Source organism: Hylemonella sp. P2_B10, assembly GCF_056404875.1.
In genome coordinates, this window is sequence record NZ_JBFUDE010000002.1 from 45,853 (window position 1) to 63,009 (window position 17,157).

The 17,157-nt window shown below is 65.7% G+C and carries 16 protein-coding genes and 1 tRNA gene; 5 read left to right on the forward strand and 12 right to left on the reverse strand.

The features are described 5' to 3' along the window. Positions 1-20: 20 nt before the first annotated feature. The 6 genes from AC1DX2_RS08040 to uvrC all read right to left on the reverse strand — a co-directional run bounded on the left by AC1DX2_RS08040 (position 21) and on the right by uvrC (position 5,254). A tRNA-Val gene (locus tag AC1DX2_RS08040) sits at positions 21-96 on the reverse strand. A 17-nt stretch (positions 97-113) separates the two neighbouring features. Continuing rightward, a complete protein-coding gene (locus tag AC1DX2_RS08045) occupies positions 114-386 on the reverse strand; it encodes an HU family DNA-binding protein (protein WP_057675617.1) in 273 nt (90 codons plus the stop codon). Between the two features lie 290 nt (positions 387-676). Continuing rightward, complete coding sequence (locus AC1DX2_RS08050) at positions 677-1,777, reverse strand: tartrate dehydrogenase (protein ID WP_477195815.1); 1,101 nt, start codon at positions 1,775-1,777, stop codon at positions 677-679. A gap of 5 nt (positions 1,778-1,782) precedes the next feature. Further along, the gene (locus AC1DX2_RS08055; RefSeq protein WP_477195816.1) at positions 1,783-2,688 is read right to left on the reverse strand and encodes a DMT family transporter; all 906 of its coding nucleotides are present in this window, start codon (positions 2,686-2,688) and stop codon (positions 1,783-1,785) included. 9 nt (positions 2,689-2,697) lie between these two features. Continuing rightward, positions 2,698-3,273, reverse strand: a complete 576-nt coding sequence (gene pgsA, locus AC1DX2_RS08060) for a CDP-diacylglycerol--glycerol-3-phosphate 3-phosphatidyltransferase (RefSeq protein ID WP_477195817.1) — start codon at positions 3,271-3,273, stop codon at positions 2,698-2,700. A 40-nt stretch (positions 3,274-3,313) separates the two neighbouring features. Continuing rightward, a complete protein-coding gene (gene uvrC / locus AC1DX2_RS08065; protein WP_477195818.1) occupies positions 3,314-5,254 on the reverse strand; it encodes an excinuclease ABC subunit UvrC in 1,941 nt (646 codons plus the stop codon). Between the two features lie 104 nt (positions 5,255-5,358). On the opposite strand from uvrC, the gene earP reads away from it, so the two are divergent. The 5 genes from earP (at position 5,359) to AC1DX2_RS08090 (ending at position 10,706) form a co-directional block, all read left to right on the forward strand. Then, the gene (gene earP, locus AC1DX2_RS08070; RefSeq protein ID WP_477195819.1) at positions 5,359-6,468 is read left to right on the forward strand and encodes an elongation factor P maturation arginine rhamnosyltransferase EarP; all 1,110 of its coding nucleotides are present in this window, start codon (positions 5,359-5,361) and stop codon (positions 6,466-6,468) included. Positions 6,469-6,626: 158 nt separating this feature from the next. Then, on the forward strand, positions 6,627-7,181 hold the full coding sequence (efp, locus tag AC1DX2_RS08075) for an elongation factor P (protein ID WP_477195820.1): 555 nt from the start codon (positions 6,627-6,629) through the stop codon (positions 7,179-7,181). 121 nt (positions 7,182-7,302) lie between these two features. Then, complete coding sequence (locus AC1DX2_RS08080; RefSeq protein ID WP_477195821.1) at positions 7,303-8,895, forward strand: thymidine phosphorylase family protein; 1,593 nt, start codon at positions 7,303-7,305, stop codon at positions 8,893-8,895. Next, complete coding sequence (locus AC1DX2_RS08085) at positions 8,895-9,791, forward strand: ribose-phosphate diphosphokinase (protein WP_477195822.1); 897 nt, start codon at positions 8,895-8,897, stop codon at positions 9,789-9,791. Before AC1DX2_RS08080 ends, AC1DX2_RS08085 begins: the two co-directional genes overlap by 1 nt. Positions 9,792-9,833: 42 nt before the next feature. Continuing rightward, the gene (locus tag AC1DX2_RS08090; protein WP_477195823.1) at positions 9,834-10,706 is read left to right on the forward strand and encodes an LOG family protein; all 873 of its coding nucleotides are present in this window, start codon (positions 9,834-9,836) and stop codon (positions 10,704-10,706) included. Positions 10,707-10,761: 55 nt separating this feature from the next. On the opposite strand, the gene AC1DX2_RS08095 is transcribed toward AC1DX2_RS08090, so the two are convergent. The 6 genes from AC1DX2_RS08095 to AC1DX2_RS08120 are packed head-to-tail and all read right to left on the reverse strand — an operon-like array spanning position 10,762 to position 16,944. Continuing rightward, complete coding sequence (locus AC1DX2_RS08095) at positions 10,762-12,000, reverse strand: MFS transporter (RefSeq protein WP_477195824.1); 1,239 nt, start codon at positions 11,998-12,000, stop codon at positions 10,762-10,764. After that, positions 11,997-13,358, reverse strand: a complete 1,362-nt coding sequence (locus AC1DX2_RS08100) for a DNA recombination protein RmuC (RefSeq protein ID WP_477195825.1) — start codon at positions 13,356-13,358, stop codon at positions 11,997-11,999. The genes AC1DX2_RS08095 and AC1DX2_RS08100 overlap by 4 nt, the downstream gene beginning before the upstream one ends. Positions 13,359-13,409: 51 nt before the next feature. Beyond that, a complete protein-coding gene (locus tag AC1DX2_RS08105; protein ID WP_477195826.1) occupies positions 13,410-14,396 on the reverse strand; it encodes a 2-hydroxyacid dehydrogenase in 987 nt (328 codons plus the stop codon). A gap of 7 nt (positions 14,397-14,403) precedes the next feature. Beyond that, on the reverse strand, positions 14,404-15,741 hold the full coding sequence (locus tag AC1DX2_RS08110) for a sodium:proton antiporter (protein ID WP_477195827.1): 1,338 nt from the start codon (positions 15,739-15,741) through the stop codon (positions 14,404-14,406). Between the two features lie 37 nt (positions 15,742-15,778). Continuing rightward, positions 15,779-16,486 carry a nitroreductase gene (locus tag AC1DX2_RS08115; protein ID WP_477195828.1) on the reverse strand — a complete coding sequence of 236 codons (708 nt, stop codon included), beginning with the start codon at positions 16,484-16,486 and terminating at the stop codon, positions 15,779-15,781. Then, a complete protein-coding gene (locus tag AC1DX2_RS08120) occupies positions 16,483-16,944 on the reverse strand; it encodes an acyl-CoA thioesterase (protein WP_477195829.1) in 462 nt (153 codons plus the stop codon). Before AC1DX2_RS08120 ends, AC1DX2_RS08115 begins: the two co-directional genes overlap by 4 nt. Between the last annotated feature and the right edge of the window lie 213 nt (positions 16,945-17,157).

Here is a 17,157-nt window from a genome sequence, read left to right on the forward strand (position 1 = left end):
CGTTCGCCTTTGCATTGTGGTGGTGGGCGCTGACGGTCTCGAACCGCCGACCTACTCCGTGTAAGAGAGCCGCTCTACCAACTGAGCTAAGCGCCCCACCTGCAATCTGCCAATCAGTTCAACGCGTCTTTCAACGCCTTGCCCGGACGGAACTTGGGCACCTTGGCCGCCTTGATTTTAATCGCAGCGCCGGTGCGGGGGTTGCGGCCGGTGCGAGCGGCGCGTTTACCCACGGCGAACGTGCCAAAACCCACCAACGACACCGAACCGCCTTTTTTCAAGGTGGTCTTCACGGCGCCAATGGTGGACTCCAGGGCGCGCGTGGCGGCGGCCTTGGAAATGTCAGCGTGTTTTGCGATGTGCTCAATCAATTCGGTTTTATTCACAAAGAACCCCTTGTCTGGTATCAGCGTTGATCAAATGTTATTTCACGTTATCGGTTTCCCCGAACTCGCCGGTGCGTGCGTCAGCGCGGGGAACAATATTCGCGGCCTGTGCAGCCGAATCCGATTAAATCCACGGACTCTCTTCGTGTCAACACGGCATTCGGTTTTGCGGCAGCGCGGACGCGAATTCTAGACGTTTTTCACTCTGGCCACGGGTGGGCCGTCAGACATTTTTATGCTAAGCAGCAAGTAATTATTTGTATCGCCACGTCGCCTGGAATAGCGCGCTGTCAGAGGGCGGCGGCGATGGCGCGGCCAAGATCCGTGGTGCTGGCGCGCCCGCCGATGTCGGGCGTGCGCGGCGCACCGCTTTGGGGATCAAGCACCTGCTCGATGGCGGCCAGCACGGCGTCGTGCGCATCGCGGTGGCCCAGGAAATCCAGCATCATTGCGCCGCACCATATTTGGCCGATGGGGTTGGCGATGGCACGCCCGGCGATGTCCGGCGCCGAGCCATGCACCGGCTCGAACAGCGAGGGCATGTCACGCTGCGGATTCAGGTTGGCGCTCGGTGCAATGCCAATGGTGCCGGTGCAGGCCGGCCCCAGGTCGCTCAGGATGTCGCCAAACAGGTTGCTGGCCACCACGACGTCGAAGAAATCCGGTCGCTGCACGAAGTGCGCGGTGAGGATGTCGATGTGGAACTTATCGACGGTTATGTCTGGATAACCCTTGCTCATTTCAGCCACCCGCTCGTCCCAGTACGGCATGGTGATGGCAATGCCGTTGGACTTGGTGGCGCTGGTCAGGTGTTTCTTGGGGCGCGACTGCGCCAGCTCAAACGCAAACTTCAGCACGCGGTCCACGCCGACGCGCGACATCACGGTTTCCTGCATCACGATCTCGCGCGGCGTGCCGGGGTACATGCGCCCGCCTATGCTGGAGTACTCGCCCTCGGTGTTCTCGCGCACGATGTACATGTCGATCTCACCAGGTGCGCGCGGGCTGCCGTCCTTGCGCACCACCGGCGCGATGATGCCGGGCATCAAGCGCGCCGGCCGCAGGTTCACATACTGGTCGAACTCGCGGCGGAACAGCAGCAGCGAGCCCCACAGCGAGATGTGGTCCGGGATCTTCTCGGGCCAGCCGACGGCGCCGAAATAGATGGCGTCGTGGCCGCCGATCTGGTCTTTCCAGTCGTCGGGCAGCATCTTGCCGTGCTTGTCAAAATAGTCCCAGCTGGAGAAATCGAAATGGTCGAATTGCAGCGGGATGCCGAATTTGCTGGCCGCAGCCTCCATCACGCGCAGGCCCTCGGGCATCACTTCCTTGCCAATGCCGTCGCCGGCGATCACCGCGATGCGTTTCTTACCGGTGGTGGATACCGTCATGTCGCTTACTCCTTGGGCGCCGGTTGTGTGGCTGGCGCGTTGTACACCACCAAGCGTACACCCATCACCGTGATGGCGGTGCCGGCCAGCATGGTGGCGGTGATGGGCTCGCCAAACAGCGCCCAGGCAAACAGCGCCGTGGTGGGTGGCACCAGGTACAGCAGGCTGGTGACGGCGGTAGCGGCGCCGCGCTGAATCAGCAGGTACAGCAGCGAGCTGCCACCCAGCGTCAGCGCCAGCACCGACCAGGCCAGCGCGCCCACCAGTTGCGGATGCCAGCTGATGGGCTCGCTCTCCAGCAAAGCCAGCGGCAGCGTCAGCAGCAACGCGGCCGCCAGTTGCACCGCGCTGGCGCTGCGCACATCGCAGGGCGTGACGAAGCGCTTTTGGTACAGCGTGCCCACGGTGATGCTGAGCAGCGCAAACAAGGCCAGGGCAACGTTGTGCCAGTCGGCCTCGCCGCCGTGGCCGAACTTGCTGGACACCACCAGCGCCAGCCCGCCAAAACCCAGGGCCAGGCCCAGCCATTGCCGGCCACTGACACGCCCGCCATTGACGGCCAGCCAGACCCCGGTGAGCACCGGCTGCAAACCCACCATCAGAGACACCAGGCCCGAGCCCATGCCGGCCTTCACTGCCGCCCAGACACCGCCCAGGTAGCCGCCGTGCATCAGCATCCCCACAACAGCCAGGTGCCACCATTGCGCGCGCTGGCTGGGCCAGGCCACCTTCGCCACCACGATCCAGAGCAGGAAGCACAAGGCCGACAACGCGTAACGGACAGCCAGAAACTTCATCGGCGGCGCATGCGGCATGCCGTAACGGGCGACGATGAAGCCGGTGCTCCAGATCAGCACGAACACCCAGGGCATGGCCCGTATCAGCGCCTGCTGGCGCGCCGCGACACTCATGGGAAAAACTTATTTGGCTTTGGCCCGGATTTCCGGCAAGGCTTTTTGCAGGTAATAGATCATGGACCACACCGTCAGCACCGCGGCCACCCAGATCAGCAGCGTGCCCCACAGGTGGGTGTCTATCAGGCCAAACAGGCGGCCGTCGAACAGCAGGAAGGGCAGCGCCACCATCTGCATCACGGTCTTGACCTTGCCCAGCATGTGCACCGCCACGCTCTTGGAAGCGCCGATCTGAGCCATCCACTCGCGCAGCGCCGAGATGGCGATTTCGCGGCCGATGATGATCAGCGCCACGAACACGTCCACGCGCTTCAGGTGCACCAGCACCAGCAGGCAGGCGCAGACCAGGAACTTGTCGGCCACGGGGTCGAGGAAAGCGCCGAAGGACGAGGTCTGGTTCAGCTTGCGCGCCAGATAGCCGTCCAGCCAATCGGTGAGCGCGAACACCACGAACATCACGGTGGCGATCAGGTTGCGCAGGCCCAGCGGGGCGGTTTCGTCCGGCAGGTAGAACACGCCGATGATCAGCGGGATCGCGACGATCCGCGCCCAGGTCATGATGGTCGGAACGGTCAGGAACATGGTGGGGATTGTGGCATGGCAGGCTCTGGGTGCGGCCCGCTCAGCGCAAAGCGCGGTAAATCTCTTCGGCCAGCTCCTTGGAGATGCCGTCCACAGTGGCCAGGTCAGCGGCACTGGCCGACGCCACACCGCGCACGCCGCCAAAGCGTTGCAGCAGCTTGGCGCGTCGCTTGGGGCCCACGCCCGGCACCTCCTCCAGCTTGCTGCCACCCACCCGCACCTTGGCACGCTGCGCGCGCATGCCGGTGATGGCGAAGCGGTGCGCCTCGTCGCGTATCTGCGCCACCAGCATCAGCGCCGCCGAGTCGCGGCCCAGGTAGACCTTGTCGCGCCCATCGGCAAACACCAGCTCTTCCAGGCCGACCTTGCGGCCCTCGCCCTTTTCCACGCCCGCGATCAGGTTCAACGCCAGGCCCAACTCTTCGAACACCTCGCGCGCCATCGCCACCTGGCCGCGCCCGCCGTCCACCAGCACCAGGTCGGGCAGGCGGCCCTCGGCGTTGCGCGCGGCCTCGACCAGCTTGCTGTAGCGGCGCGTCAGCACCTGGCGCATGGCGGCGTAATCGTCACCGCCGGTGATGCCCTCGATGTTGTAGCGGCGGTATTCGCTGCTTTGCATCTTGTGGTGGTGGAACACCACGCAGGAGGCCTGGGTGTTCTCACCGGCGGTGTGCGAGATGTCGAAGCACTCGATGCGGAAGGTCTCCAGGTTGTCCGGCGCCAGGTCCAGCGCGTCCACCAGCGCGCGCGTGCGGGCCTGTTGCGAGCCTTCTTCGGCCAACAGGCGGGCCAGTTGGATGTCGGCATTCTTCTGCGCCATCTCCAGCCAGATGCGGCGTTGCTCGCGCGGCTGGTGCACCGCCGTCACCCGCGTGCCCGACTGCTCGCCCAAGGCCTCCAGCAAGGTCTTGCTGACCGGTTCGCTGACCACCAGAGAAGGCGGCACTGCGATGTCCATGTAATGTTGGGCAATGAAGGCCTCCAGGATCTGCGCCTCGACGCTGAGCCGGGGCACGTCACCCTCCTCTTCACCCTGATCCGCCACTGCATCTTCATGGAGGGACGTGGCCTCCTCCACATGGGCGGGGAAATACGGCCGGTCCCCCAGGTGGCGGCCACCGCGCACCATGGCCAGGTTGACGCAGGCCCTGCCGCCCTGCACCCGCACAGCCAGGATGTCAACGTCGCGGTCGCTGACCGTGTCCACCGATTGCTGGTGCAGCACATTGGACAAGGCCGACATCTGGTTGCGCAGTTCGGCGGCCTGCTCGAACTCCAGTTTGTCGGCATGCGCCATCATGCGCCCCTCCAGCGAGCGCAACACGTCCTGTGTGTCGCCGCGCAGGAAGGCGCCGGCATTGGCCACCGACTGGGCGTAGTCGTCCGCCGAGATGTGGCCCACGCAGGGCGCCGAACAGCGCTTGATCTGGTACAGCAAGCAGGGCCGGGTGCGGTTGTTGAACACCGGGTCCTCGCAGGTACGCAGGCGAAACACCTTCTGGATCAGCAAAATGCCTTCCTTCACCGCCCAGGCGCTGGGATAGGGGCCGAAGTAGTGGTGCTTCTTCTCCACCGCACCGCGGTAATAGGCCACACGCGGAAAGTCACTGGCCTTGGGCGTGGCGCCGGGCGGTGTGGCGCCGGTGATCTTCAGGTAGGGGTAGCTCTTGTCGTCCCGAAACAGGATGTTGTATTTCGGGTTCAGCGCCTTGATCAGGTTGTTTTCCAGCAGCAGCGCCTCGGCCTCGGAGCGCACCACTGTGGTCTCCATGCGCACGATGCGCCCGACCATGAAGCCTATGCGCGTGCCACCGTGGTTCTTCTGGAAGTAGCTGGAGACCCGCTTCTTCAGGTTGATGGCCTTGCCCACGTACAACACCGCGCCGTCGGCGTCGAAGTAGCGGTACACACCGGGCAAGGCGGGCAAGGCAGCCACTTCGCTGAGCAGCTGTTCGGAATGGCTGGGGCCGGTTGTCGTCATGTCTCCAGGGGCTGGCGGGTTTGTCGATAATGCCAACGCAGCGGCATCCGTCCGGCCCTTCGGCCCACACTGTACCCGACACTGCTTTTTCACACCGAGCCAGCATGCAGTGGGACATCTTTTGCAAGGTCATCGACAACTTCGGCGACATCGGCGTCTGCTGGCGCCTGTGCCGCGACCTGGCAGCGCGCGGACACCAGGCAAGACTGTGGGTGGACGACATCACAGCCCTGACCTGGATGGCGCCAGACGGCTACCCGACAGGGGTGGAGGTGCGCCATTGGACGACGCCGTTGGCCGTGCCGGATGACATGCCCATGGCTGACGTGCTGGTGGAAGCCTTCGGCTGCGAGCCCGCGCCGGAGAATGTGGCTGCTTATGCCCAGCACCTGTTGCGCACCGGCGCCAAAGCCGCTTGGGTTAACCTGGAGTACCTGTCTGCCGAAGACTATGTGGAGCGCTCGCACCGCCTGCCCTCGCCGGTGATGCGTGGCCCAGGCGCCGGGTTGACCAAGCATTTTTTCTACCCCGGCTTCACTCCGGCCACAGGTGGCCTGTTGCGCGAACAGGACCTGCAGGAGCGACAAGCCCGTTTTGACGCCCACATGTGGCTGCGTGAACACGGCATTGCCGCCAGCACGGACAGCAACCACCGCGTCCGGCGCATCTCGCTGTTCTGTTACCACCCGCCCGCCTTGACCGATCTGCTGGACCAATTGGCCCAGGGGCCAGTCGAAAGCCACCTGCTGGTGACCCATGGGCGTGCTGCGGATGCGGTACGCGCGGCGATGCACCACAAGACCACTGCCGCTGGCGACTGGAATGCCCAAGGCCGGCTGCGGGTGACTTACCTGCCCTCATTCAGCCAACCCGACTTTGACCACCTGCTGTGGGCCTGCGACCTGAACTTCGTCCGTGGTGAAGATTCGCTGGTGCGCGCGCTGTGGGCTGGCAAGCCCTTCGTCTGGCAGATATACCCGCAGGACGACGGCGCGCACTTGCTGAAGCTGCAAGCCCTGCAGCAGGTGCTTGGCATGCCCGGCTCCTTGTGTCAATTTCACGCCAGCTGGAACGCCAGCATGGGCCAGCCCCTGCCCCCGCTGCTGGCCGACGAATGGCAGGCCTGGGCCAGCCAAACCAGGGCCAGGCAACTGGCCTTGCCGGATCTGAGCAGCCAGCTGCTTGGTTTTGTCCGAGAATTGCTCAAAACTTAGCAAAAAAACGTTATAATCCAAGGCTTTACAGAAGTTGGCGGCTTGAATTTTGGCAAGGCCACATCAAGTAATCAGCCATCTTTCAATTACAGCCTGGCCACGCAGCATGGACTGCGCAAATCCTGGCACCTGAACACCAGACAACTCAAGCCAACACTATGAAAATCGCTCAAGAAATCCGCGCCGGCAACGTGATCATGCATGGCAAGGACCCGATGGTCGTGCTGAAGACCGAATACAGCCGCGGCGGCCGCAACTCCGCCACCGTGCGCATGAAGCTCAAGAGCCTGATCGCCAACTTCGGCACCGAAGTGGTGTTCAAGGCCGACGACAAGATGGACCAGATCATCCTGGACAAGAAGGACTGCACCTATTCCTACTTCGCCGACCCCATGTATGTGTGCATGGACGCCGACTACAACCAGTACGAAGTCGAAGCCGAAAACATGGGCGACGCACTGAACTACCTGGAAGACGGCATGGCGGTGGAAGTGGTGTTCTACGAAGGCAAGGCCATTTCGGTGGAACTGCCCACCAGCGTGGAACGCGAAATCACCTGGACCGAGCCGGCCGTCAAGGGCGACACCTCGGGCAAGGTGCTCAAGCCCGCCAAGATCGCCACCGGCTTTGAAGTCGGCGTGCCGATTTTCGTCGCCCAGGGCGACAAGGTCGAAATCGACACCCGCACGGGCGAGTACCGCCGCCGCGTCTGAGCGCCGTCCGCGCAGACCTCTGAAAAGGCTTCCCTCGGGAAGCCTTTTTGCTTTGTTGCTTCCCCCAGGCCAATTGATCTGGGACATGTTGTCGCGCCACCGGCCAGGGTAGGCTATACGCATGAGCACTGCAACAGACGCCCAGGCCCTGCCCGTCGCGACGGCGCGGCCCGCCCCCACCTCGCTGACCCTGCGCCGCGTGGCCATCGACACCTACCGTGAAAACGTGGCCTACCTGCACCGCGACTGCGCGCTGTACCGGGCCGAGGGTTTCCAGGCCCTGTCCAAGGTCGAGGTGCGCACCAACGGCCACAGTATCCTGGCGACGCTGAATGTGGTGGACGACGCCAGCATCGTGGGCCGTGAGGAAATTGGCCTGTCGGAAGACGCATTTTCGCAACTGGCCGTGCAGGACGCCATGCCGGCCTTCATCTCCCAAGCCGTGCCGCCCGCCTCCATCGCAGCGTTGCACCGCAAGATCGCCGGCGAGCGGCTGGACCGCGAGGACTATGCGGGCATCGTGCGCGACATCGCCCAGTTGCGCTATTCCAAGATCGAGCTGACCGCCTTCGTGGTGGCCACCAGCAGGGGTGAGCTGGACCGCGAGGAGGTGTTCTTCCTCACCGACGCCATGGTGGCCAGCGGCCACCGGATGGACTGGCACGACCCGCTGGTGGTGGACAAGCACTGCATAGGCGGCATTCCCGGCAACCGCACCTCCATGCTGGTGGTCCCCATCGTGGCGGCTTACGGCATGCTGTGCCCGAAGACCTCGTCACGCGCCATCACCTCGCCGGCCGGCACCGCCGACACGATGGAGGTGCTGGCCGAGGTGGAACTGCCGCTGGACAAACTGTCGGACATGGTGCGCCAGCACCATGGTTGCCTGGCCTGGGGTGGCACCGCCAGCCTGTCACCGGCCGATGACGTGCTGATCTCGGTGGAGCGCCCGCTGGCGCTGGATTCACCGGGGCAGATGGTGGCTTCCATCCTGTCCAAGAAAATTGCCGCCGGCTCCACCCACCTGGTGCTGGACATCCCCATTGGCCCCACCGCCAAGGTGCGCTCCATGGCCGACGCCCAGCGGCTGCGCAAGCTGTTCGAGTACGTGGCCGGCCGCATGCACCTGTCGCTGGACGTGGTCATCACCGATGGTCGCCAGCCCATTGGCAACGGCATCGGCCCCATGCTGGAAGCCCGCGACGTCATGCGCGTGCTGGAAAACGACCCGCGCGCACCCAACGACCTGCGCCAGAAGGCGCTGCGCCTGGCCGGCCGGCTGATCGAGTGCGACCCCGATGTGCGCGGCGGCGACGGCTTCTCTATCGCGCGCGACATCCTGGACTCCGGACGCGCTCTGGCCAAGATGAACGACATCGTGGCCGCGCAGGGCAGCAGGCATTTCGACCACAACAACCCTGCACTGGGCGCTTTGAGCTTCGACGTGACGGCTGAACGCGATGGCGTGGTCACCGGCATCGACAACCTGCACGTGGCGCACCTGGCGCGCGCGGCCGGCGCGCCCAAGGCCGCCGGCGCCGGGCTGGACCTGTTCAAGAAGCTGGGCGATGCCGTCGCGACCGGCGAGCCGCTGTACCGCGTGCACGCGGCATTCCCCAGCGACCTGCAATTCGCCCGCGAGGCTTGCGCCCGCGCCAGCGGTTTCAGCATTGGCAGCGCCGCCGAAGTGCCGCGTGTCTTCGTGGAGTTCTGATGACCATGCCCCCCGCCCTGTTGTATTTCGAAGACGAGCAGGCTTTCGCCGCCAACCTGGCGCAGGCCGCCGGCTTGAACGCGCTGCCGCTGGCGCGCCACCGCTTTCCCGATGGCGAAATCAGCCTGCGGTTGCCCCGGCCGCTGCCTGAACGCGTGGTGCTGCTGCGCTCACTGCACAACCCGAACGAGAAGCTGCTGGAGCTGCTGCTGGCCGGGCGCGCCGCGCGCCTGCACGGCGCGCGCCACCTGACCCTGGTCGCCCCCTACCTGGCCTACATGCGGCAGGACGCCGAGTTCACGCCCGGCGAGGTGGTCAGCCAGCGCATCGTGGGGCACTTCCTGGCCGACCTGTTCGACGCCGTGATCACCGTGGACCCGCACCTGCACCGTGTGGCCACCCTGGCCGAGGCCATTCCCTCCGTGCAGGCCATTGCCCCGAGCGCGGCCCCGGCGCTTGGGGAACTGATCGCGCGCCAGCGCCAGCGGCCACTGCTGGTGGGGCCGGATGAAGAATCCGCCCAATGGGTGGCGGCGGCAGCTGCTGCCCATGGCCTGGAACACGCGGTGTGCCGCAAGACCCGGCACAGCGACCACGTGGTGGACATCCTGCTGCCCGATGGGGTGGGTGTGGCCGGCCGCCAGGTGGTGCTGCTGGACGACGTGGCCAGCACCGGCGAGACACTGGCGGGGGCCGCACGCCTGCTGTTGCAGGCTGGCGCCACTTCGGTGGACGTGGCGGTGACGCATGCGCTGTTTGCCGGCGACGCGCTGGCGCTGATACAGCAGGCGGGGGTGGACGAGGTCTGGAGCACCGACTGCATCCGGCACGCCACCAATGCGGTGTCCGTGGCCAGCACCATCGCCCAGGCGCTGCGGCAAGTTCTGCAAGCCTGACCCGGCGGCCCGCAGGTCGGCGCTTTGCATGACAATGCTGGGATGGATGGCGCACTGAACCCCAACGACCGCACCCTGGCCGATGCCTGGGCCGAACTCAAATACCACTTCGACGCCGGCACGCCGCTGGAAGCCGACGCCTACCGCGTGGCCTTTGCCGACCCCGAATTCCTGCTGCGCCGCGAGACGCGCGGCATACGCATGCAGCTGGAAATGCTCAAGCCCGACCTGGAGCAGCGCGCCGCCGGCATAGAGAACACAATCGTGGTCTACGGCAGCGCGCGCTTTCGCTCACCCGAGCAGGCGCAGCTGGCGCTAGATGCGGCCCAAGCCAGTGGCGACCCGCAGGCGCTGGCCGCGGCCCAATTGCAGGTGAAGAATGCCCAGTGGTACGACCAGGCGCGGCTGTTTGCCCGCCTGGTGGCCGGCTACGCCACCACCCGGCCCAAGCGCGAGCGCCTGTACATCTGCACCGGCGGCGGCCCGGGCATCATGGAGGCGGCCAACCGCGGCGCCCACGAGATGGGCGCGCAAAGCGTGGGCCTGAACATCGGCCTGCCGCACGAGCAGGAGCCCAACCCCTACATCACGCCCGCGCTGTGCTTCAAGTTCCACTACTTCGCCATGCGCAAGATGCACTTCATGATGCGGGCGCAGGCGCTGGTGGCGTTTCCCGGCGGCTTTGGCACGCTGGATGAGCTGTTCGAGGTCATCACGCTGGTGCAGACGCGCAAGGCCAAGCCGGTGCCCATCGTGCTGTACGGCTCCGACTACTGGAAGCGGCTGATCAACTTCGACATGCTGGTGGAAGAAGGCGTGGTCTCCCCCGAGGACCTGGGCCTGATCGCCCATGTGGACGACCCGCAGGCGGCCTGGGACGTGGTACGCGAGCACTACCAGCTGCCACGGGAGTAGTGGCGCCCGAGGGGGGCCGCAGTCGCCTTGGGGCGGCCCGGCGGCGACTCAGGCCTCAGCCGGGCGCCGGGTGGTGCGCCTGCGGACGCAGCCGCCAGGCCTGCTGGGCCCCCAGGCCCACTGCGGTGCCCATGCACCAGAACACCAGCGATATGCCCACCACCGCGCCGGCGCTGCCAAACAGGAAAGGCATGGCCACGCTGGAAGCGTTCAGCGCCATCAGCCGCAGGCCCAGCGCCTCGCCATGGCGCGCCTCAGGTGTGATCTGGTGCAGCGTGCTCATCAGCATGGGCTGCACGCAGCCCAGGGCCAGGCCCAGCAGCACCGAAAACAGGCCCATGGACCAGGGGGTGTGCAGGAACGGGTAGACGGCAAAACACAGCGCCGTCATCAGCATGGCACCGGTCACCACCACCCACTCATGCAGGTGCGCGGCCACCACCGGGATCAGCACCCGCACCGCAGCGGCGGCCACCGCGAAGCCGCCCAGGATGGCACCAATCACCGAGGCGCTGAAGCCGCGCTCCACGCCCAGCACCGGCAGCACGAAGGTGTGGGTGTCCCAGCAGGCCGACAGTATCCAGTTGACGATCATCAGCCGGCGCATCATGGGGTCTCGCAACAGGTCCAGCGCTTGCCAGCGGCTGCGCTGCGGCTGCAATTCCACCGGTGGCAACTCGTGCGCCGTGCGCACCCAGTACCAGGTCAGCAGCGGCAGCAGCGCCATGGCCAGGAAGGCGGCGCGAAAGCCGTTGGTGTCACCCATGCTGCCGCCCAGCCAGATGCCGGCGTGGTCGATCAGCACGCCGGCCAGCAAGGGGCCGACGAAGTTGGACACCGCCGGTCCGATGGCCAGCCAGCTGAACACCCGTTTCAAATCAGTGGCGTCAGCCGCCGCCCGGCCCACATGGCGCTGCAGCGCGATCACCGTGACGCCGGCGGCGCCGCCGGTCAGCAACGCACTGGCGCACAGCACCGGCACGTAGGGAAAAATGAAAGCCAGGCCGGCACCCAGCATGGCCGCCGCCACGCTGAAGCCCACCGGCCGCACCAGGCCGTGGCGGTCGGCATAGCGGCCAGCCGGCAGCGCCAGGAACACCTGCGTCACTGAAAACAGCGCCAGCAGCAGCCCCACCGCCAGCGTACTGTAGCCGGCCTTCAGCGCCAGCAGCGGCGTGGCCATGCGCATGCCGGCCATGGTGGCGTGCAGGCAGACCTGTGCGGACACCAGGCGCGCCAACTCGGAACGCCTGGCGCTGTGCTCGGGCGCTACCGACGCCCCGCCGCCACTCACAGCATGCCCTCTTCCCCGTCCTTGTCCAGCGGCAGCAAGGCCTTGGACTGCTCCTCCGGCAGCGCCTCCACCTGACGCAGCGTGCGGCCCATCACGCGGCTGCGCTGCTCGGCGTTTTCCAACGTGTTGAGCACGGTCTGCGTCTGCGACTTGACCTTGGCCAGCACGTCGCCGAACTTGCCGAACTCGGTCTTCACCGCGCCCAGCACCTGCCACACCTCGCTGGAGCGCTTCTCCAGCGCCAGCGTGCGAAAACCCATTTGCAGCGAACTCAGCATGGCCAGCAAGGTGGTGGGGCCGGCCAGCGTGATGCGGTGGTCGCGCTGCAGCGCCTCCATCAGCCCCGGGCGGCGCAGCACCTCGGCGTACAGGCCCTCGGTGGGCAGGAACAGGATGGCGAAGTCGGTGGTGTGCGGCGGCTCGATGTATTTTTCTGCAATGGACTTGGCTTCAAGCCGTATGCGCAGTTCCAGTGCCTTGCCAGCGATCTCGGCGCCGACGGCGTCGGCCCGGCCTTGCGCGTCCAGCAGGCGCTCGTAGTCCTCATTGGGAAACTTGGCATCGATGGGCAGCCACAGCGGCGTGCCGTCGATCGACTTGCCGGGCAGCTTGATGGCGAAATCCACCGTGTTCTTGCTGCCCGGGCGCGTCGCCACCTGGGCCGCGTACTGGTCGACCACCAGCACCTGTTCCAACAGGCTGGCCAACTGGGCCTCGCCAAACATGCCACGTGTCTTCACATTGGTCAGCAAGTGCTTCAGGTCACCCACGCCTTGCGCCAGCGTCTGCATTTCGCCCAGGCCCTTGTGCACCTGGTCCAGCCGGTCGGCCACCTGTTTGAAGCTCTCGCCCAGCCGGGCCTGCAAGGTGGTCTGCAGCTTCTCGTCCACGGTGGCGCGCATCTCGTCCAGCTTGGCGGCATTGCTCTGCTGCAGTTGCGCCAGCTGCGCCTCCAGCGTGCCGCGCACCTCGGTCATGCGCCGGGCATTGGCCTCGCTGAGGTTTTGCAGCTGCGTGGTCAAGGTGTCACCCAGCGACTTCTGCAGTTGTGCCAGCTGGCCGCCAAAGGCGTCCATCTGCGTGTTCTGCGTGCGCAGCGCCTCGCCGCTTTGCTGCACCACGCTTTGTTGAAAAGCGGTGAAGCTCTGCGCCAGTTCCTGACGCGAAGCGCGGGCGCCGTCACCCAGCTCGCGGCGCAACTCGCGCTCCAGCTTGTCGACGCTGTCCAGCATGGCGGTCAGCAGCTTGGCGTTCTGCTCCTGCACGGCCTGTTCATCCCCACCCCGGCCGCGCTGTGCCAGCCACAGCAGCACGCCCAGATTCACCACGCCCAGCAGCACCGCCGCCCATGCAACCATGTCATTCAAAGCCGAAATCCCCTTTGCTCCGATTGTCGGCGCAAAATGGGTTCAGGCCTTGCTCAGCACAGCGGGGTTGATGGGTGTCAGCGCCTTGCCTTCAATGAGGAATGAAATCAGGTTGTCGGCTGCCAGGTTGGCCATGGCCAGCCGCGTGGGCAAGGTGGCGCTGGCGATGTGCGGCGTCAGCACCACATTGGGCACGGTCAACAGGTCCGGGTGCACTTTGGGCTCGCCTTCGAACACGTCCAGCCCGGCGGCGGCAATGCGGCGCTCGCGCAAGGCCACGGCCAAGGCGGCGTCATCGACGATGCCGCCGCGTGCGATGTTGACCAGCGTGGCGGTAGGCTTCATCAGCGCGATCTCGGCCGCGCCTATGGCATGGTGCGAAGCCGGCGAATACGGCAGCACCAGGATCAGGTGGTCCGCCGTCTTCAGCAGCTCTTCCTTGGACACGTAGCGCGCCTTGCAGGCAGCCTCAAGGGCCGGGTCCAGCTTGGAGCGGTTGTGGTAGATCACGTTCATGCCGAAACCGTGCGCGCCGCGCCTGGCTATGCCTTGGCCGATGCGGCCCATGCCCAGGATGCCCAGCGTGGCGCCATGCACATCGGAGCCGGCAAACATGTCGTAGCTCCAACGCCCCCACTTGCCGGCGCGCAGGAAATGCTCGCTCTCGGTCACGCGCCGCGCGGTGGCCATGATGAGCGCGAAGCCGAAGTCAGCGGTGGTCTCGGTCAGCACGTCGGGCGCGTTGGTGCCCAGCACGCCGGCGGCGGTCATGGCGTCGACGTCGAAGTTGTTGAAGCCCACGGCCATGTTGGCGCAGATCTTCAGGCCGGGGCAGGCCGCCAGCACCTCTCCGTCGATGCGCTCGCCGCCGGTGGTGAAGGCGCCCTGCTGGCCTTTGAGTTTTTCGGTCAGTTGCGCCTTGGTCCAGGCCTCGTCGGTCTGGTTGTGGCTGACGTCGAAGTGCTGCGACAGGCGCTCTATCACTTCGGGAAAGGTGGCGCGCGCCACCAGGATCTTGGGTTTGCTCATGGGTTGTCTACCTGAACCAGATGAAAGTCATGATGATGAACAAGGGCAGCAGCACCGCGCCCGACCAGGCCATATAGCCGAAGAAACCGGGCATGGCCACGCCGCGCTGCTCGGCAATGGCCTTGACCATCAGGTTGGGCGCATTGCCAATATAACTGTTTGCGCCCATGAACACCGCGCCGGCCGATATGGCCGCCAGCGTGGCAGCGTTGGCGGCCATCAGCACCACCGGGTCACCACCCGCGGTATTGAAGAACACCAGGTAGGTGGGCGCGTTGTCCAGGAAGCTGCTGAGCAGGCCGGTGGTCCAGAAGTACATGGCCGTATCGGGCTGGCCGTCGGGCCGGGTGACGGCCGCGACCACGGCCGCAAACGGCCCGTGCGCGCCAGCACGCAGCATGGCGATGACCGGCGCAATGGTGAGGAAGATGCCGGCAAACAGCTTGGCCACTTCGACCATGGGCGCCCACGCGAACTGGTTTGCCGCATGCACCTGGCGGGGGGTGATCTTCCATGACAGCAGCGCCACCGCCACCAGCCCAGTGTCGCGCACCAGGCCCGGGAGCCCCACCTCCACGCCGGCCAGACGGAACACGACACCCGGCTTCCACAAGCCGCTGAGCAGCACCAGGCCCAGGATGGCGGCCAGCAGGGCGAAATTGCGGGCGCCGTCAAAGCCGAAGCCCCGGGTGTCCGGCGTCGGGTCATGCGCCAGCACACCCTCCTTGCGGTAGTACCAAATGTCGAGCGCGAAGAAGATCGCCAACAGGCTGCCGTTGAGGAACAGCGCCTCGGGCAGCAGATGGCGCACGGTCCAGAAAAAGTCCACCCCGCGCAGGAAACCCAGGAACAGCGGCGGGTCGCCCAGCGGCGTCAGCACCCCGCCCGCGTTGGAGACGATGAAGATGAAGAACACCACCACATGGGCCTGGTGGCGCCGGTTGTCATTGGCACGCAGCAGCGGGCGCAGCAGCAGCATGGACGCACCGGTGGTGCCCATCAGGCTGGCCAGCACAGCCCCCACACCCAGCAGTCCAGTGTTCAGCCACGGGCTGCCGTGCAGGTTGCCGCGGATGTGGATGCCGCCGGCCACCACGTACAAGGCCGTCAGCAAGACGATGAAGGGGATGTATTCCTCCACCAGCGCGTGCGCGAAACTGCCGGCCGCCACGCCAGGGCCCAGCAGCAGACCGCAGGGCAGCAGAAAGGCCAGCGCCCACAACGCGGTGAGCTTGCCGTAGTGGTGGTGCCAGAAATTGGGCGCCAGCAACGGCCCCAGCGCGATGGACAGCAGCATGCCGGCAAATGGCAGGCCCCACCAGGCGGACAGGCCGGCGACGTTCATGGCGCCATTCAGCCGCGCCGCCGCTGTGCAGGCACCGTCAGTCCAGCCACTTGGTGAACGCCGTCACCGGCTCGCGTGGCGTGTGGAAGCCATTGACCACATGGCTGGGGTCGGCATAGCCCAGCGACATGCCGCACACCAGCATCTCATCCGGCCCGGCACCGATGTGCGGCAGGATGATGTTGGCAAAACCGTTCCAGGCCGCCTGCGGGCAGGTGTGCAGGCCGCGCGCGCGCGCCGCCACCATGAGGCTTTGCATGAACATGCCATAGTCCACCAGCGAGCCCCGGCCCATCACCCGCTCCAGCGTGAACATGAAACCCACCGGAGCGTCGAAGAAGCGGAAATTGCGCTGGTGCTGGGCATGCATCTTGTCCTTGTCACCCTTGGTGATGCCCAGCAGGCCATACAGGCTCCAGCCGTTTTCGCGCCGCCGGTCGATGTAGGGGCTGACCCATTTCTCCGGGTAGTAGTCGTAGGCCTCGCGGTACTCGGCGGCCAGCGCCGGGTTGGCGTAAATGGCGTCGTGTGCGGCGCACACCTTTTGCACCAGCGTGTCGCGGCTGGCACCCTGCAGCACGTAGACGCGCCAGGGCTGGGTGTTGGTGCCCGACGGCGCGCGGCTGGCCACTTGCAGCAGTTCGGCAATGGTCTCGCGCGGCACCGGCTGGCTGGTGAAGGCGCGCACCGACATGCGCGAGGTGATGGCCTCGTCCACGCTGGCGGCCCGGGTGTTGTCGCTCATGTCAAACGCTCCAGAACAATGCGCAAGGGCGCCGGCACCGTCACCGGGCGGCGGGTTTCGCGGTCCACATACACGTGAACAAAATGGCCATGCGCCGCCGTGTCGGGGGCGCCCTGCGCAAACAGGCCCACCTCGTAGCGCACGCTGGAGTTGCCCAACCTGGCCACGCGGATACCGGCCTCCACCGCCTGCGGGAAAGCCAGCGGCGCGAAGTAGTTGCACTGGGTCTCTATCACCAGGCCGATGGTGGGGCTGAGTGCCACGTCCAGCGCGCCCTGCTCTATCAGGTGGGCGTTGACGGCGGTGTCGAACCAGCTGTAGTACACCACGTTGTTCACGTGGCCATAAGCGTCGTTGTCCATCCAGCGGGTGGTGATGGGACGAAAGACCTTGTAGTCGGCGCGCGGGCGCGGCTGCGGTTTGGGTGCGGGTGTTGCAGGTGTGGGTATATCGGCCATGGCGGTTGATTCTGCCAGCACCCTGGCAAGCGCCCCCGCCGCTGCTTGTTGCACCCTGTTTCACCTCGATTTAGAAACGCCCACCTAAATTGCTGCGTCGCAGCAAAAAGTCCTTGCATTGTCATCATTCATCCTTATAATTTGTTCTATGCTGCACTGCAACATGACAAGGCTTGAAACGAGTGGGCCGGTTTCGGCGCAGATATGTGTACC

Coding starts and splice junctions, on each gene's coding strand:
- AC1DX2_RS08050 (WP_477195815.1), bottom strand. CDS start 1,777: ATGACGGTATCCACCACCGGTAAGAAACGCATCGCGGTGATCGCCGGC.
- AC1DX2_RS08055 (WP_477195816.1), bottom strand. CDS start 2,688: ATGAGTGTCGCGGCGCGCCAGCAGGCGCTGATACGGGCCATGCCCTGG.
- pgsA (WP_477195817.1), bottom strand. CDS start 3,273: ATGTTCCTGACCGTTCCGACCATCATGACCTGGGCGCGGATCGTCGCG.
- uvrC (WP_477195818.1), bottom strand. CDS start 5,254: ATGACGACAACCGGCCCCAGCCATTCCGAACAGCTGCTCAGCGAAGTG.
- earP (WP_477195819.1), top strand. CDS start 5,359: ATGCAGTGGGACATCTTTTGCAAGGTCATCGACAACTTCGGCGACATC.
- efp (WP_477195820.1), top strand. CDS start 6,627: ATGAAAATCGCTCAAGAAATCCGCGCCGGCAACGTGATCATGCATGGC.
- AC1DX2_RS08080 (WP_477195821.1), top strand. CDS start 7,303: ATGAGCACTGCAACAGACGCCCAGGCCCTGCCCGTCGCGACGGCGCGG.
- AC1DX2_RS08085 (WP_477195822.1), top strand. CDS start 8,895: ATGACCATGCCCCCCGCCCTGTTGTATTTCGAAGACGAGCAGGCTTTC.
- AC1DX2_RS08090 (WP_477195823.1), top strand. CDS start 9,834: ATGGATGGCGCACTGAACCCCAACGACCGCACCCTGGCCGATGCCTGG.
- AC1DX2_RS08100 (WP_477195825.1), bottom strand. CDS start 13,358: ATGGTTGCATGGGCGGCGGTGCTGCTGGGCGTGGTGAATCTGGGCGTG.
- AC1DX2_RS08105 (WP_477195826.1), bottom strand. CDS start 14,396: ATGAGCAAACCCAAGATCCTGGTGGCGCGCGCCACCTTTCCCGAAGTG.
- AC1DX2_RS08110 (WP_477195827.1), bottom strand. CDS start 15,741: ATGAACGTCGCCGGCCTGTCCGCCTGGTGGGGCCTGCCATTTGCCGGC.
- AC1DX2_RS08115 (WP_477195828.1), bottom strand. CDS start 16,486: ATGAGCGACAACACCCGGGCCGCCAGCGTGGACGAGGCCATCACCTCG.
- AC1DX2_RS08120 (WP_477195829.1), bottom strand. CDS start 16,944: ATGGCCGATATACCCACACCTGCAACACCCGCACCCAAACCGCAGCCG.